Origin of the sequence: Lysobacter brunescens (assembly GCF_042677005.1) — a bacterium.
GTDB classification, from domain to species: Bacteria; Pseudomonadota; Gammaproteobacteria; order Xanthomonadales; family Xanthomonadaceae; genus Lysobacter_I; species Lysobacter_I brunescens.
Window position 1 is genome coordinate 160,294 of record NZ_JBHTIF010000003.1, and the last position, 14,284, is coordinate 174,577.

The window sequence follows — 14,284 nt, forward strand, 5'->3', positions numbered from 1 at the left end:
ACCGGCCTCCACGCATTCCCTCCGAGACACGATGTCCATGATCGAAACCATCACCGAACTCCAGCGATTGCGCGCCTGCATCCTCGGCTGGCGCCGCGAAGGTCTGCGCATCGGCTTCGTGCCGACCATGGGCAACCTGCACGCGGGGCACTATTCGCTGGTCGCGCTGGCGCGCAAGCACGCCGACCGGGTGATTTCGAGCGTGTTCGTCAATCCGACCCAGTTCGGCCCGAACGAGGACTTCACCCGCTATCCGCGTACGCCCGAAGCCGACACGAGCGGTCTGGAGGCCGCCGGTTGCGACGCCCTGTGGCTGCCGACGGTCGAAAGCATGTATCCCTTCGGCGTCGACCTCGCGGTGCGCATGCGCGTACCCGGTGTCGCCGACGTGCTGGAAGGCGCGCATCGTCCGGGGCATTTCGACGGCGTCTGCACCGTGGTCGCGCGCCTGCTCAACCAGGTGCAACCTGACGTGGCCGCGTTCGGCAAGAAGGATTTCCAGCAGGTCGCGGTGATCCAGCAGATGGTCACCGACCTGGCGTATCCGCTCACGTTGCTGCGCGGCGAGATCGTGCGCGAACCCGACGGCCTGGCGATGAGCTCGCGCAACCAGTACCTCACGCCGGAAGACCGCGTGGTCGCCGCCGAGATCCATCGCACGCTGCAGGCGATGCGCGAGCGGCTGCAGGCGGGTGCGACGCGCGCCGTGGTCGAGGCCGAAGGCGAGCAGCGTCTGGCGCAGGTCGGTTTCGCGGTGGATTACGCGGCCGTGCGCGCGCCGGATCTGTCCGAGCCCGATGACGCGCCGGGCCCGCGCGTGGTTCTGATCGCGGCGCGGCTGGGGCGCACGCGTCTGATCGACAACCTGGAATTCACGCTCGGCTGACCCGTCGCCTGTCGCGCGCATCGTCGCGGGATAGGCGATGCGACAGGACGACATTGGCTGCGTGACCGCATCGCGACGCACCTGCGCGCACAGGACAGCCTGTGCGCCAACTTGCCGGACATCGCATCTCCGTCGGATTCGATCTGGCATGATGAGGCGGTTGCCCACTGTGCCGTTGTCGACTCCCCCATGACGTCATCGAGCTACGAAACCCTCCGCGCACATGCGCGCCGCCTCCAGCATCGCCCGCTGTCCGCATTGATCGCGGAAGACGCCGATCGCCCCCGCGACTTCGCGCTGCGGAGTGGCGCGCTGTACGCCAGCTTCGCGCGCCAGCGTTACGACCGCGAAGCACTGGATACGCTGTTCGCGCTCGCCGAATCCGCCGACCTGGCCGGCGCGCTGTGTCGCCTGTTCGACGGCCATGTCGTCAACGTCACTGAAGGCCGTGCGGCCCTGCACACCGCGCTGCGCAGCGATCTTTCCACCGCTGCCGTCGCCCGCGATGCCACCGCGCAGGCGCGTGCGGCGCGAACGCGCATGGCGACCCTGGTCGAGCGGCTGCGTGACTCCGACATCACCGACATCGTCAGCGTCGGCATCGGCGGTTCCGACCTCGGGCCGCGCCTGGTCGCCGACGCGCTGTCCGACGATGCCGGCGGCCTCCGCGTGCATTTCGTTTCCAACGTCGACGGCAACGCGATCCGCCGCACGCTGTCGAAACTCGATCCGTCGCGCACCGCCGCCGTGCTGATCTCCAAGACCTTCGGCACGCAGGAAACCCTGCTCAACGGCCGCATCGTGCGCGATTGGCTCGGTGCGCACGCCTCGCGCGACGGCGGCCGCGTCTATGCCGTCAGCGCCAACGTCGAGCGCGCCGCCGCGTTCGGCATCGCCGAGGACCGCATCCTGCCGATGTGGGACTGGGTCGGTGGTCGCTACTCGCTGTGGTCGGCGGTCGGTTTCCCGATCGCGCTGGCGATCGGCATGGACGGTTTTGAACGCCTGCTCGCCGGTGCCGCCGAGATGGACGCGCACACGCTCGCGACGCCGCTGCGCGACAACCTCGCGGTGTGGCATGCGCTCACCGCGATCTGGAACCGCAACGCTCTTGAAGCCGGCTCGCACGCGGTGCTGCCTTACGACGAACGCCTGCGTCTGCTGCCGAATTACCTGCAGCAGCTGGTCATGGAAAGCCTCGGCAAGTCCGTGCGCCTCGACGGCAGCCCGCTGTCGCTGGACACCGTGCCGGTGTGGTGGGGCGGGGCGGGAACCGACACCCAGCACAGCTTCTTCCAGGCCCTGCACCAGGGCACCCAGGTCGTGCCTGCGGATTTCATCGGCGTGCTCCGCCCCGACCATGCGCACGAAGAGAACCATGCCGCGCTGCTGGCGAATCTCCTTGCGCAGACCGAAGCCTTCGCCAACGGCCAGGCCAGCGACGACCCGCATCGCCTGTACGCAGGCAATCGCCCGAGCACGCTGCTGCTGCTCGACGCGCTGACCCCCGAATCGCTGGGTGCGCTGATCGCGCTGTACGAACACAGCGTCTACCTGCAGTCGGTGCTCTGGGGCATCAACGCCTTCGACCAGTTCGGCGTCGAACTCGGCAAGCAGGTCGCGAACCGCCTGCTGCCGGCCCTGCGCGGCGAAGCGGACGCCGACGACCCGGTGACGCGCGCGCTGCTGGACGAGATCCGCTGGCGGTCTTGACGCGTGTCAGCCCTTCGCTGCGGGCGTGGGCTTGTACGCGAGCCACGAGGCCGCGCCGATCACCACGGCGGCGAGCAGCAGTCCGAACACCGTGCGCTGCGATTCGGTGAGATGCGGGAAGGCCGCGTCGAACGCGGTCGCGCGCTGCAGCATCGTCCACGCGGTGAAGGCCAGTGGCGGGATCGCCGCGCGTGCCCAGTCGGCGGCGCCCATCTGCGCGCGCCAGCTGGTTTTGTCGGCCTTCGCGGCGGTCCATGCGGCGTAGAGCCGGGGCACGAGGTACAGGGCCATGCCGATCAGCGCCAAGGCCCAGAAGGCGATCGCCAGCGAGCTCGGATCGGAGATCAGCGTGATCGTGCTCGGCGTAGCGCCGGCGGCTTCCGGTGCGCCGGTGATGGCGGCTTTCGTGGCGGCGGGAACGGCATTCGGTGGAACGATCCGCGTGGTCGCGCCGAGGATCAGCGCGTGCAGCGTGAGCACTTCGGTCGGCACCAGCGCGGCCGTGGCTTCGACATAACCGTTCACGGTGACCGGTTTGTTCGCTTGTGCGCTCTCGTCCTTGCCGCCGGAGGCCTGGGTGAAGGTGCGGATGGTGGTGTCGGACGCCGGGGCGGCCGCTGCGGTCTTCCTCTGCTGTGCGATCTGCGCGTACAGGAACGAACTCATGGCGGATCCTTGCGGCCTCGTGCGGCGGGGCGATGGCGTGGGGCAAGCCGGCTTGTGGTCCGATGCGCTCCCGTGTCCAGCGGCCCCCGTCGTCCGTGGATACGCCCCGCGTCGCGATCTTCCCCCTGCAGACGAGTAGAAACCAATCCTTCGGCGTGTTCAAGCGACCGGGCGCGTCATCAGGGATTCGATGTCGATGCGATCCCGACCCCGTGCCGACGCAGGGCCCATTCGACGTGCTCGCGGACCATGGCGTCGGCGATGTCGCGCCGCGACTGCAGCGCCGCGACCGCCTCGGGCGTGGTCGGCGCATTGCCCAGTGCGATCGCGAGGTTGCGCAGCCAGCGCGCATGGCCGCTGCGGCGGATCGGCGAGCCTTCGGTACGTCGCAGGAATTCGGCCTCGTCCCAGGCGAACAGGTCGGCCAGCGTCGCCTTGTCGAGATCGTTGCGCGCGCGGAAATCCGGCTCGTCGGTGGTCTTCGCGAACTTGTTCCAGGGGCAGACGAGCTGGCAGTCGTCGCAGCCGAAGATGCGGTTGCCGATCAGCGGGCGCAGGTCCTCGTCGATCGCGCCCTCGTGCTCGATGGTGAGGTAGGCGATGCAGCGGCGCGCGTCCAGCCGGTAGGGCGCGACGATGGCCTGCGTCGGGCAGATGTCGATGCAGCGGGTGCAGGTGCCGCAGTGCGCGGTCGCCGGCGGATCCACGGGAAGCGGCAGGTCGACGTAGATCTCGCCGAGGAAGAACCACGAGCCACCGTCCTTGTCGATCAGGCAGGTGTGCTTGCCGATCCAGCCCAGCCCGGCGTTCCGCGCCAGCGCGCGCTCCAGCACCGGCGCGGAATCGACGAACACGCGGAAGCCGAACGGCCCGATCTCCGCTGCGACGCGATCGGCCAGTTTCTGCAGGCGGTTGCGCATGAGCTTGTGGTAGTCGCGGCCCAGCGCGTAGCGCGCGACGTAGGCGCGTTCGCCGTCTTCCAGCGTGGCCCAGGCTTCGTCCGCGTCGCGGCCGTAGTCCAGGCCCACCGAGATCACCCGCAGCGTGCCGGGGACCAGGTCCGCCGGACGGCTGCGCTTGTCGCCGTGCTCGGCCATCCAGCGCATCGAGCCATGCAGGCCCTTGTCCAGCCAGTCGCGCAGGTGGCGCTCGTCGTCCGCCAATTCGATCCCCGAGATGCCGCAGCGCTGGAATCCGGCCTCGGCCGCGAGCACGCGGATGCGGTCCGCCAGTGCGGCGAAGTCGGGGTTTGCGTGCGGGGGCTGCGCGTCGGTATCCACGCCGGAAGTATAGAATCCGTGCATGCGCATCGCGTCCTTTCCTGCCTTGCAGACCGTCTACCTCGGTGCCGCCATCCGTGCCGCCGAGGGCATCGCAATGTCGCGCTTCGGCCTGGACGAAGACGACCTCATGGCCCGTGCCGGCCTGGCCGCGTGGCGGCTGGTGCTGGAGCGCTGGCCGCAGGCGCAGCGCATCGGCGTGGCCTGCGGGCCCGGCAACAACGGCGGCGACGGCTACATTCTCGCCGCGCTGGCGCTGGGCTCGGGGCGGCAGGTGTCGCTGCTGCAGCTCGGCGAGGGTCCGGGATCCGACGTTGCCCGGCGCGCGCAGGCGGTCTTTCTGCAGACCGGCGGCCAGATCACGGCCTTCAATGCCGACGCAGCGCTGCCACAGGTCGAACTCTGGGTCGATGCGCTGTTCGGCATTGGCCTGCGTCGGCCGCTCGACGGCGCCGCCGGCGACCTGGTCCACGCGTTGAACCGTGCTGCGACCGACCGCCGCGTGCCGCTGTTTGCGCTCGACGTGCCCTCGGGCGTGGATGCCGACACCGGCGACGACCACGGCCTGAGCGTGCGGGCCGACGTCACGCTGGCCTTCATCGCCGGCAAGCCCGGCCTGTACACCGGTCGCGGACGTGTCGCCGCAGGCGATGTCGTCGTCGATGCGCTGGGCCTGGCCGACCATCTCTTCGACGATCTCGAACCGGCCGCGCGCGTCGCGCGCGCCGATGCGCTGTCGTCATGCTTCGCGCCGCGCCCGCACGATGCGCACAAGGGTCATTTCGGCCATGTGCTCTGCATCGGTGGTGATCGCGGTTACGGCGGCGCGCTGGCGCTGTGCACCGAAGCCGCGCATCGCGTCGGCGCCGGGCTGGTCAGCGCCGCCACGCGTGCGGAACACGTGCCGGTGCTGCTGGCGCGTCGTCCGGAAACGATGGTGCGCGCCATCGAGGATGTCGATGGCGGCAGCGATGGATTGTCGGCATTGCTCGACAAGGCTTCGGTCATCGCCATCGGTCCTGGCCTCGGCGGCAGCGAATGGAGCTTGTCGCTGCTGCATGCCGCGATGGACGCCGGAAAGCCCCTCGTTCTCGATGCCGATGCGCTCAACGCCCTCGCGCGCCGCGATGCGGAAGCACTGCGCGATGCCGTGCTGACGCCGCATCCGGGCGAGGCCGCGCGCCTGCTCGGCACGACCACCGACGCGATCGCCGCAGATCGCCTGCGCCACGCGCGTCAGCTCGCCGCACGCTTCGATTGCGCGGTCGTGCTCAAGGGCGCAGGCACGGTGGTCGCCGCGCCCGGACAGGTGCCGATCCTCATCGACGCCGGCAATCCCGGCATGGCCACCGGAGGCATGGGCGATGTGCTGACTGGCGTGATCGCCGGCCTGATCGCGCAGGGCGCCGCGCCGTTCGATGCCGCCGCCTGCGGCGCGCTGCTGCATGCGGTCGCTGCGGATCGCGCTGCGCGAGACGGCGGCGAACGCGGTCTGCTGCCATCGGATCTCTTCGCGAATCTGCGTCGATCGGCGAATCCGGGCGCCATGGCATGAGCGCGTTCTCCATGCATCTGGCCGATGCCGATGCGACCGCAGGTTTCGCCGAAGCCCTGGCCGCGACCGCGCCGGTCCCTGCTGCCGTCCATCTGCACGGCGACCTGGGCGCGGGCAAGTCCACGCTCGCACGCGCCTGGCTGCGTGCGCTGGGCGTGCAGGGCGCGATCCGCAGCCCGACCTATACGCTGGTCGAGCGCTATCCGCTGGCGACCGGCGAGGCCCTGCACCTCGATCTTTACCGCATCGGCGACGGCGCCGAGCTGGAATTCCTGGGTCTGGACGATGTCGATGCTGCCCTGTGGCTGATCGAGTGGCCCGAGCGGGCAGGGGATGCGCTGCCCATTCCCGATCTGCGGGTCGCGCTGTCGATCGAAGGGGAGGGGCGCCGCTGTGAACTGCGTCCCGGAACGGAGGCGGGGCAGGCCTGGCTGGACCGTCTGCAGTCGGTTGCGGGGCATAGCTGACCCCAGTCGACAGGAAGTTCAGGCAGGTCACGGATTATTAAGGGAAAAGTGCTTGAAAATTTCCCTTGCCGGTGGTTCACTGGCCGGCATGCGCATCAAGGGGACCACCATCCAGCAGATCATCCTGGGGCTCGCGCTCCTGGTCGCCCTGTGCTGGAACCTTGCGCAAGCCAACGAAATCAAGGGCTTGCACCTCGCCGATGGTCCGGCCGGGACGCGTGCCGAACTGCAACTGCAGTCACAGGTCGCCTTCCGTACCATGCGCCTGTCGGCCCCCGAACGCTTCGTCGTCGATCTGCCCGACACTGCCGCGCGCAATCTCCGCCTCCCGGCGCCTGCCGGCATCGTGAAGTCCGTCCGTACCGGCCAGCCGGCGCCGGGCGTGACCCGCATCGTCTTCGATCTCACTGCACCGGTCGCACCGCTCAAGCCGCGTCTGGAAGCCGGTGCCGACGGCGCACGACTGGTCGTCGAATGGCCCGGCGACGGTCTTGCAAAGCCGCCGGTCGCCACGACGCCGACGACCGCTCCGACTGCGACGACGGCCGCGCCGCTCGCAGTCGCGGCTGCGTCTTCGAAGCCTGCGACGCCGTCGCCGGCGGCGACGTCGCAGTCCGTCCCCCCTGTTTCCGCTGCCCCGACCACGGTCGCCGCCACCACTGCCGGCGGCCTGCAGCCGACCGCGCCCGCCACACCGACCCCCGCTTCGCCCGCGAATACGACCGCAAATCCGCCGATGACCGCTGCGACGCCGACAACGCGTCCGGAGCAGGCCACGGCCCCCGTGACGGCCGAAGCGCTGGCGCCGGGCAAGACCCTGCGCGACCTGCGCAGCGGCACGCGTCCGTTGATCATCGCGATCGATGCCGGCCACGGCGGCCAGGATCCGGGCGCGATCGGTCCGACCGGCAAGCGCGAGAAGGACGTGACCCTGGCCATCGCCCGCGAACTGGCGCGCCAGGTGAACGCGACGCCGGGTCTCAAGGCCTTCCTGACCCGCGATTCGGACATGTTCCTGCCCCTGCATCGTCGCGGCCAGCTCGCGCGGCAGGCGAAGGCCGACATCTTCATCTCGATCCACGCCGATGCCGCCGAGAACCGTTCCGCGAAGGGCTCGTCGGTGTACGTGCTGTCGACGCGCGGCGCTTCCTCGCAGCGCGCCCGCTGGCTGGCCGACAAGGAAAACGCGTCCGACCTCATCGGTGGCGTCAAGCCGAAGAACGACAACACCCTCGCGTCCGTGCTGCTCGATCTGACCCAGAGCGGGCAGATGAAGGCTTCGGAAGATGCGGCCAACCAGGTGCTCTCCGGCCTGAAGAACGTGGGCTACAACCACAAGCCGAACATCGAGCGCGCGAACTTCGCGGTGCTGCGCACCTCGGACATGCCGGCGATGCTGGTCGAGACCGCCTTCATCTCCAACGCGGACGAAGAGCGTCGCCTCGTCGATCCGACCTACCAGCGCAACCTGGCCCGCGCAGTGCTGCAAGGCGTGGATACGTATTTCACCCGCCAGCCGCCGCCGGGCACGCTGTACGCCGCCCGTGCCAAGGCACTGGAGAGCGGGACCGTCGTCGCCAGCGCCGCGAGCGTGACGGCGAAGCCTGCGACCACCGGTGGCAGCCCCTGATCCAGACGTGTGATTCTGGTGCGTGATTCAGGCGTGATCCCGGGTTGAACTTCGAATACAGACACCGGCACGGACTTTCCGTGCCGGTGTCTGTGTCTTCAGGGCAAGCGTCACGACCGTGGCCCCGATGCCCGGGCTATCATCATCGTCCTTCCACGACAGGCCGCAGATGCGGCGACTTCGACGACGTGACGATCCGCCAGCTGCCCGACACCCTCGTCAACCAGATCGCCGCCGGCGAAGTCATCGAGCGCCCGGCATCGGTCGTCAAGGAGCTGGTCGAGAACGCCATCGACGCCGGTGCGACCCGGGTCGACATCGACCTGGAGGACGGCGGCGTCCGCCTGATCCGCATCCGCGACGACGGCGGCGGCATCCCGCCGGAGGAGCTGCCGCTGGCGATCCAGCGCCATGCGACCAGCAAGATCGCGTCACTTGATGATCTCGAAGCCGTGGCCACGCTGGGCTTTCGGGGCGAAGCGCTGCCGTCGATCGCCTCGGTCAGCCGCTTCAGCATCGCCTCGCGACAGGGCCGCGACGGACGCGGCACGGTGCTGCTGGTCGAGGGTGGCCGCGTCGGCGAAGTCGCGCCCAAGCAGTTGCCGCCCGGCACGACGGTCGAAGTCCGCGACCTGTTCTTCAACGTGCCGGCGCGACGCAAGTTCCTGCGCGCCGAACGCACCGAGCTGGGGCACATCGAGGAATGGCTGCGCCAGCTTGCGCTCGCGCGACCGGACGTGGAGTTGCGCGTCACCCACAACGGCAAGCCGCTGCGTCGCTACAAGGGCGGCGAGTCGGGCACGCTGTTCTCGGCCGACCGTCTCGGCGAAACCCTCGGCGAGGAATTCCTCGTGAACGCGCTGCAGGTCGACCACGAAACCCCGGTGTCCACCGAGAGCGGAAGCACGATGCGCCTGCGCGGCTGGATCGCGCGTCCTGCGTATTCCCGGGCCAGCGCCGACCAGCAATACCTCTACGTCAACGGCCGAGCGGTGCGCGACCGCAGCGTTGCGCATGCGGTGAAGCAGGCGTACGCCGACGTGCTGTTCCATGGCCGCCAGCCTGCCTACGTGCTGTTCCTCGATGTCGATCCGCGCCGCGTCGATGTCAACGTGCATCCGGCCAAGCACGAAGTGCGCTTCCGCGATTCGCGCGCAATCCACGAGTTCGTCTATCGCACCTTGAGCGCGGCGCTGGCCGAAACGCGCGCCGGTGCGGTCGCAGGCATCGATCCCGCCACCGGCGAGCTGGTGTCTCCGATGCCTGCGTCGATGCCATCGTCGATGCCGTCATCGACGGTCTCTTCGGCCTACGGCGGACAGCCGGCGATGCGTCCCGATGTCTCGGCCTGGAATCGTCCGATGCCGCAGACCGGGCTGGGCCTGCGCGTGGACGAGGCGAGGGTGGCCTATGGCGCGCTGTACGGCGCATCGACCGCGCCGCAGCAGGCCGTGCGTCCCTTGCCCGAAGCAGTGGAAGGCGAGGTGCCGCCGCTGGGCTACGCCATCGCCCAGTTGCACGGCATCTACATCCTCAGCGAGACCGTCGATGGCCTGATCGTCGTCGACATGCACGCCGCGCACGAGCGCATCGGCTACGAAAAGCTGAAATCGGCGCACGACAGCATCGGCCTGCGCATGCAGCCGCTGCTGGTGCCGCAGACCATCGCGGTGTCCGAGCGCGAAGCCGAGACCGCCGAGCGCGAAGCTGAAACCCTGGCCGCGCTGGGCTTCGAGGTCACCCGCAGCGGGCCGCAGGCGCTGGCGCTGCGCGGCGTGCCGGCGCTGCTGGCCGATGGCGAGATCGAAGCCCTGTTCCGCGACGTGATCGCCGACCTGGTCGAGCACGGCGCCTCGCGCCGGGTCGCCGGTGCCCGCGACGAACTGCTCGCGACCATGGCCTGCCATAGCGCGGTGCGCGCCAATCGCCGCCTCAGCCTACCGGAGATGAACGCGCTGCTGCGCGAGATGGAGGCGACGGAGCGGTCCGGTCAATGCAATCATGGCCGCCCGACGTGGGCGAAGTTCACCCTGGGCGAGATCGATCGCTGGTTCCTGAGAGGACGCTGACATGCCTGTGCTCCGTGATCGCACCTTCTGCAATGTCGTGCACCTGGCCGGCATCGGTTTGATGCTGGCGCTGCTGTCCGGGTGCGGCGGCGATGCGCCAGCGGCCAAGACGCCGATGAGCGAGGAAGAGGCGCGCTATCTGTCCGACGAGAACCTCTGGCGCGTCCAGCGCGAGGAACAGCTGGTGAGGCCGGATGGCTGGACCAGCCTGATCGCGCTGCATTTCCTCACCCTGCAGTCGCACTACATCGGCAGCAGCGCGCGCAGCGGCATGCGCATCCCGCTCGGGCCCGACTCGCTGGGCATGATCCAGCGCAGCGGCGACCGCGTGTTCTTCGTGCCCGAATCGGGGCTGTCGCTGACCGTCGACGGCGAGCCGCTCAAGGGCCGCGTCGAGCTGAAGGACGACAGCGCCGGTGCGCCGACGGTGATCGGCTTCGACGAGGGCAAGGGCCGCTTGAACCTGATCACCCGGGGCGGGCGGCAGGCGGTGCGCGTGCGCCACGAGGATGCGCCGACGCGGAAGAACTTCACCCCGATCGAATTCTGGAAGCCCGATCCCGGCTGGCGCGTGCAGGCGCGCTTCGTGCCGCATCCGCCGGGCAAGACGCTGGAGATCGGCACGATCATCGGCACCAGCGAAGCGATGCCGAACCCCGGCGTCTTCGAATTCCAGCGCGACGGCAAGACCTATCGCATCGAGGCCCTGGACCAGGGCGAAACGACCCTGCAGCTGATCATCGCCGACCGCACCAGCGGCCACGAAAGCTACGGCGCCGGCCGCTATCTCGATGTCGCGCGCCCGGGTCCGGATGGCAAGGCGGTGATCGACTTCAACCGCGCCTACAATCCGCCCTGCGCTTTCACGCAGTTCGCGACCTGCCCGCTGCCGCCGAGGGAGAACCGCCTCGACCTGGCGATCACCGCCGGCGAGAAGCGCTATCCGCCGAAGAAGAAAGCCTGACCTCCCGTCGCGCCCCCCACGGACCCTTCCCGAACCATGCGCTCCCGAACCCTGCTCATCGGCCTGCTCGTCGCCGCCATCGCCACCGTCTCTGCGGTCGCCGCCACCAAGTCCGGCCCGCGCAAGGCCGCCGCTGCGCCGCAGACGCCGCCGGTGCCGCCGGTGCCGCTGCTGTGGAAGGTGTCGGACGGCGACAACGACCTGTACCTGCTCGGCTCCTTCCATCTGTTGAAGCCTGCGGATTACCCGCTGTCGCAGGATGTCGACCTGGCCTTCGACGATGCCGAAACGCTGGCCTTCGAGTTGTCGCCCGAGGAAATGACCTCGCCGGCGCTGGCGCAGGCCATGGCCCAGGCCGCGCTGCGCACCGACGGCAAGCCCCTGAGCCACGAATTGCCCGAGCCGATGCTCAGGCAGCTGCAGGCCTGGACCAAGGCCAATGCCGAGACTCTGGAAGCGATGGGCCTGCATGGCGACATGCTCCTGGCCTTCGATGCCTGGTTCGTCGGCCTGACGATCTCGATCATCGAGATGCGCAAGCAGGGCCTCGATCCGGAACAGGGTCTCGACAAGTATTTCATGGCGCGCGCGGCGAAAGCCGGCAAGGCCGCGACGGGGCTGGAGAAGGGCCGTGAGCAGATCGCGATCTTCGACACCATGGGCAAGGTCGAGCAGTTGCAGTTCCTTGAAGAAGCGCTGAGCGAAGCGCACAAGTCCGGCGACGAGATCGAGCAGCTGCACACCGCCTGGCGCCGGGGCGATGCCGCGCAGCTGTGGCAGGGCATGGCGGTCGAGATGCGCGACGAGTATCCGAAGCTCTACCAGCGCATCAACGTCGCGCGCAACGACGCCTGGGTGCCCAAGTTGCAGGCGATGCTCGACCGACCCGGCACCGACGACACCCTCGTGGTCGTCGGCACGCTGCACCTGCTTGGCGAAGACGGCGTGGTCGAGAAGTTGCGCGCAAAGGGCTATCGCGTCGAACGCGTCTGCACCGGCTGTCCGCCGGAGACCCCGCTGGGCTCGGGCAAGTCGCCCGCGGCGGGCAAGCCGGTTGCCGGAAGCAAGCGATGAGCGTCACCCCTGCGGGCGTCCAGCCAATGCTGGCGCTCGGCGGTGCCTTGAGCGCGATCGCCGCGCTGGCGCATATCGGCTGCATCGTCTTCGGCGCGCCGTGGTACCGCTTCTTCGGCGCGGGCGAGCGCATGGCGCGGATGGCCGAGGCGGGCAATCCGACGGCCGCCGTGATCACTGCGGGCATCGCCGCCGTGCTGATGCTGTGGGCGGCCTATGCCTTCTCCGCCGCCGGCGCGCTGCCGCGCATGCCGTGGTCGAAACTGGCGCTGTCGGCGATCACCGGCATTTACCTGCTGCGCGGGCTGGTCGGGATCGGCGTGGCCCTGTTCGCCATCGAGACCGAGCAGGGCACGCCGTTCTGGTGGTGGAGTTCGGCCATCTGCCTCGCGTTCGGCGCGGTGCATGCCTGGGGCCTGTCGCGGGTCTGGGACAGGCTCTGACGCCCGCTTCCGCAGCCTCGGCGTTCAGCTCTGGGCGTGTTCGCGTTCGCCGAGGGTGTCGACCAGCACGATCTTCTGCCAGATGTTCGCGGACAGCCCCGTGGTCAGGCTCTGGATGTCGTTCACCGCGCTGAGCACCTGCGGGTCGTCGATGTCCTGCACGTACAGTGCGGCGACCTTGCTGATCAGCGCCAGCATCTAGGTGCAGTAGTCGAGATAGCGGCCGAGTTCGAAGCGGTCCAGCGTGCGTTTCGGCGACGAGACCGTGCCGCGCTCCGGCGACAGCAACTGCTCCGGATCCTTGGTCAGCTGGTGCATGTCGATCACGTGCGCGAGGCTGCGCAGCTGGTGCAGCGCATGCAGCGCCTTGTTGCGCTTGAGCCGGGTTTCCACGGACACGAGGAAGAACACCGCTACGCCGAGGAAGATCACGTCGTTGATCGCGGATTCGACGATCTGCAGCAGCGGGAACAGCTCGATGCGCGAGGCCGGCGCCGGTGCGGTGAGCGCGATGCCCACCACCACCGACAGCATGCTCGCGATCACCACGCCGGTGGCGATGCGGATCGGCCAGTGCGGCCGGCGCGCTTCGGCGATGTGCCGCGAGCTTTCCCGCGCCACGTCGACCAGCTCGCCGGCGACCTTCGACAGGCCGGATTCGGGGAAGCGTTCGCGGATACGCGCGGCCAGACGCTCGCCGGTGGCGATGATCGCCGCCTCGTCGAGCGCGCGGTAAGTCATGCCGCAGCCGATTCCGGCGCGATGTGCGGGGGCATGCCTGCGGGGACCAGCTCGATGCAGTCGACCGGGCAGGCCGGCACGCACAGTTCGCAGCCGGTGCACAGCGGTTCGATCACCACGTGCATGTGCTTGGCCGCGCCGATGATCGCGTCGACCGGGCAGGCCTGGATGCACTTGGTGCAGCCGATGCAGTCGGCCTCGACGATCACCGCGACCGGGGCCGGCGCCTTGTGCGCGCCGCGCGTGCGGTCGTAGGGCCGCGTGGGCACGCCCAGCGCCCGTGCCAGCGCGCGTGCGCCGGCGTCGCCACCCGGCGGGCAGTGATCGATGCCCGCCTCGCCGCGTGCCATCGCCTCCGCGTACGGCCGGCAGCCCGCATAGCCGCACTGCCCGCACTGGGTCTGCGGGAGCAGGCGGTCGAGGCGTTCGACGAGATCAAGTGGCACAGGCTGCGTCGTTCGATCGCAATCAGGGCTTGGCGGGCACGGCGCAGTAGGCCGCGAAGGCCTCGGCGTCGTTGGCGAAGCCCTTGGCCTTGGCCAGTTCCCATGGACGCACGCAACTGTTTTCGCGCGCGCACCAGCTGTAGCCGGCGGCGGGCAGGCAACCGTTGGCATCGCGATCGCCGCCGATGGCGCGCTGCGGCTCGGCGTCCGGCTTCACCGGCGTGTTGCGCACCTCGGGCGGGACGCTGTAGCAGGCGGCCAGCGAAGCGGTCAGGCAGAGCAGGGACAGCAGGCGCAGCGTGGACATCGCGGATCTCCAGGGCTGGTGGATGGTCGAGCAGATGAAGCGA

The 14,284-nt window shown here is 69.3% G+C and carries 15 protein-coding genes; 9 read left to right on the plus strand and 6 right to left on the minus strand.

The window, feature by feature from the left end:
• Nucleotides 1-37 precede the first annotated feature (37 nt).
• Both panC and pgi read left to right on the plus strand, forming a co-directional pair.
• On the plus strand, nt 38-886 hold the full coding sequence (gene panC, locus ACFQ0E_RS14695; RefSeq protein WP_386825054.1) for a pantoate--beta-alanine ligase: 849 nt from the start codon (nt 38-40) through the stop codon (nt 884-886).
• A 189-nt stretch (nt 887-1,075) separates the two neighbouring features.
• Nucleotides 1,076-2,599 (plus strand): glucose-6-phosphate isomerase, encoded by a 1,524-nt coding sequence (gene pgi, locus ACFQ0E_RS14700; protein ID WP_386825056.1) that lies wholly within the window; start codon nt 1,076-1,078, stop codon nt 2,597-2,599.
• A gap of 6 nt (nt 2,600-2,605) precedes the next feature.
• On the opposite strand, the gene ACFQ0E_RS14705 is transcribed toward pgi, so the two are convergent.
• The gene (locus ACFQ0E_RS14705) at nt 2,606-3,265 is read right to left on the minus strand and encodes a hypothetical protein (protein ID WP_386825058.1); all 660 of its coding nucleotides are present in this window, start codon (nt 3,263-3,265) and stop codon (nt 2,606-2,608) included.
• Nucleotides 3,266-3,444: 179 nt separating this feature from the next.
• Nucleotides 3,445-4,569 carry a tRNA epoxyqueuosine(34) reductase QueG gene (queG, locus tag ACFQ0E_RS14710; protein ID WP_386825404.1) on the minus strand — a complete coding sequence of 375 codons (1,125 nt, stop codon included), beginning with the start codon at nt 4,567-4,569 and terminating at the stop codon, nt 3,445-3,447.
• Between queG and ACFQ0E_RS14715 the strand changes: the two genes are divergently transcribed.
• The 7 genes from ACFQ0E_RS14715 (at nt 4,568) to ACFQ0E_RS14745 (ending at nt 12,747) form a co-directional block, all read left to right on the plus strand.
• A complete protein-coding gene (locus ACFQ0E_RS14715; protein WP_386825059.1) occupies nt 4,568-6,100 on the plus strand; it encodes an NAD(P)H-hydrate dehydratase in 1,533 nt (510 codons plus the stop codon). The two genes, queG and ACFQ0E_RS14715, sit on opposite strands and share 2 nt — an antisense overlap.
• Nucleotides 6,097-6,567, plus strand: coding sequence for a tRNA (adenosine(37)-N6)-threonylcarbamoyltransferase complex ATPase subunit type 1 TsaE (tsaE, locus tag ACFQ0E_RS14720; RefSeq protein WP_386825061.1), 471 nt, complete (start codon nt 6,097-6,099; stop codon nt 6,565-6,567). Before ACFQ0E_RS14715 ends, tsaE begins: the two co-directional genes overlap by 4 nt.
• Nucleotides 6,568-6,655: 88 nt before the next feature.
• On the plus strand, nt 6,656-8,197 hold the full coding sequence (locus ACFQ0E_RS14725) for an N-acetylmuramoyl-L-alanine amidase (protein ID WP_386825406.1): 1,542 nt from the start codon (nt 6,656-6,658) through the stop codon (nt 8,195-8,197).
• A 188-nt stretch (nt 8,198-8,385) separates the two neighbouring features.
• Nucleotides 8,386-10,266 (plus strand): DNA mismatch repair endonuclease MutL, encoded by a 1,881-nt coding sequence (gene mutL, locus ACFQ0E_RS14730; RefSeq protein WP_386825063.1) that lies wholly within the window; start codon nt 8,386-8,388, stop codon nt 10,264-10,266.
• A gap of 1 nt (nt 10,267) precedes the next feature.
• Nucleotides 10,268-11,230 (plus strand): DUF1684 domain-containing protein, encoded by a 963-nt coding sequence (locus ACFQ0E_RS14735; RefSeq protein WP_386825065.1) that lies wholly within the window; start codon nt 10,268-10,270, stop codon nt 11,228-11,230.
• Nucleotides 11,231-11,266: 36 nt separating this feature from the next.
• Complete coding sequence (locus tag ACFQ0E_RS14740) at nt 11,267-12,304, plus strand: TraB/GumN family protein (protein ID WP_386825066.1); 1,038 nt, start codon at nt 11,267-11,269, stop codon at nt 12,302-12,304.
• Entirely contained in the window at nt 12,301-12,747 is a 447-nt protein-coding gene (locus tag ACFQ0E_RS14745) for a hypothetical protein (RefSeq protein ID WP_386825068.1), read from the plus strand. The genes ACFQ0E_RS14740 and ACFQ0E_RS14745 overlap by 4 nt, the downstream gene beginning before the upstream one ends.
• A 24-nt stretch (nt 12,748-12,771) precedes the next feature.
• Here ACFQ0E_RS14745 and ACFQ0E_RS14750 read toward each other — a convergent pair whose 3' ends face one another.
• Genes ACFQ0E_RS14750 through ACFQ0E_RS14765 form a run of 4 tightly spaced genes read right to left on the minus strand, consistent with a single transcriptional unit; the run spans nt 12,772 to nt 14,241 of the window.
• Nucleotides 12,772-12,945 carry a hypothetical protein gene (locus tag ACFQ0E_RS14750; RefSeq protein WP_386825070.1) on the minus strand — a complete coding sequence of 58 codons (174 nt, stop codon included), beginning with the start codon at nt 12,943-12,945 and terminating at the stop codon, nt 12,772-12,774.
• On the minus strand, nt 12,946-13,488 hold the full coding sequence (locus tag ACFQ0E_RS14755; protein ID WP_386825072.1) for a hypothetical protein: 543 nt from the start codon (nt 13,486-13,488) through the stop codon (nt 12,946-12,948).
• A complete protein-coding gene (rnfB, locus tag ACFQ0E_RS14760; protein WP_386825074.1) occupies nt 13,485-13,934 on the minus strand; it encodes an Rnf electron transport complex subunit RnfB in 450 nt (149 codons plus the stop codon). Before rnfB ends, ACFQ0E_RS14755 begins: the two co-directional genes overlap by 4 nt.
• Before the next feature lie 22 nt (nt 13,935-13,956).
• A complete protein-coding gene (locus tag ACFQ0E_RS14765) occupies nt 13,957-14,241 on the minus strand; it encodes a hypothetical protein (protein WP_386825076.1) in 285 nt (94 codons plus the stop codon).
• Nucleotides 14,242-14,284 lie beyond the last annotated feature (43 nt).

Bases quoted from the DNA above. Each gene is read 5' to 3' on its own strand.
- tsaE (WP_386825061.1), top strand. From the start codon at position 6,097: ATGAGCGCGTTCTCCATGCATCTGGCCGATGCCGATGCGACCGCAGGT.
- ACFQ0E_RS14745 (WP_386825068.1), top strand. From the start codon at position 12,301: ATGAGCGTCACCCCTGCGGGCGTCCAGCCAATGCTGGCGCTCGGCGGT.
- ACFQ0E_RS14735 (WP_386825065.1), top strand. From the start codon at position 10,268: ATGCCTGTGCTCCGTGATCGCACCTTCTGCAATGTCGTGCACCTGGCC.
- ACFQ0E_RS14740 (WP_386825066.1), top strand. From the start codon at position 11,267: ATGCGCTCCCGAACCCTGCTCATCGGCCTGCTCGTCGCCGCCATCGCC.
- ACFQ0E_RS14765 (WP_386825076.1), bottom strand. From the start codon at position 14,241: ATGTCCACGCTGCGCCTGCTGTCCCTGCTCTGCCTGACCGCTTCGCTG.
- ACFQ0E_RS14750 (WP_386825070.1), bottom strand. From the start codon at position 12,945: ATGCTGGCGCTGATCAGCAAGGTCGCCGCACTGTACGTGCAGGACATC.
- queG (WP_386825404.1), bottom strand. From the start codon at position 4,569: ATGCACGGATTCTATACTTCCGGCGTGGATACCGACGCGCAGCCCCCG.
- ACFQ0E_RS14725 (WP_386825406.1), top strand. From the start codon at position 6,656: ATGCGCATCAAGGGGACCACCATCCAGCAGATCATCCTGGGGCTCGCG.
- ACFQ0E_RS14705 (WP_386825058.1), bottom strand. From the start codon at position 3,265: ATGAGTTCGTTCCTGTACGCGCAGATCGCACAGCAGAGGAAGACCGCA.
- ACFQ0E_RS14755 (WP_386825072.1), bottom strand. From the start codon at position 13,488: ATGACTTACCGCGCGCTCGACGAGGCGGCGATCATCGCCACCGGCGAG.
- panC (WP_386825054.1), top strand. From the start codon at position 38: ATGATCGAAACCATCACCGAACTCCAGCGATTGCGCGCCTGCATCCTC.
- pgi (WP_386825056.1), top strand. From the start codon at position 1,076: ATGACGTCATCGAGCTACGAAACCCTCCGCGCACATGCGCGCCGCCTC.
- ACFQ0E_RS14715 (WP_386825059.1), top strand. From the start codon at position 4,568: ATGCGCATCGCGTCCTTTCCTGCCTTGCAGACCGTCTACCTCGGTGCC.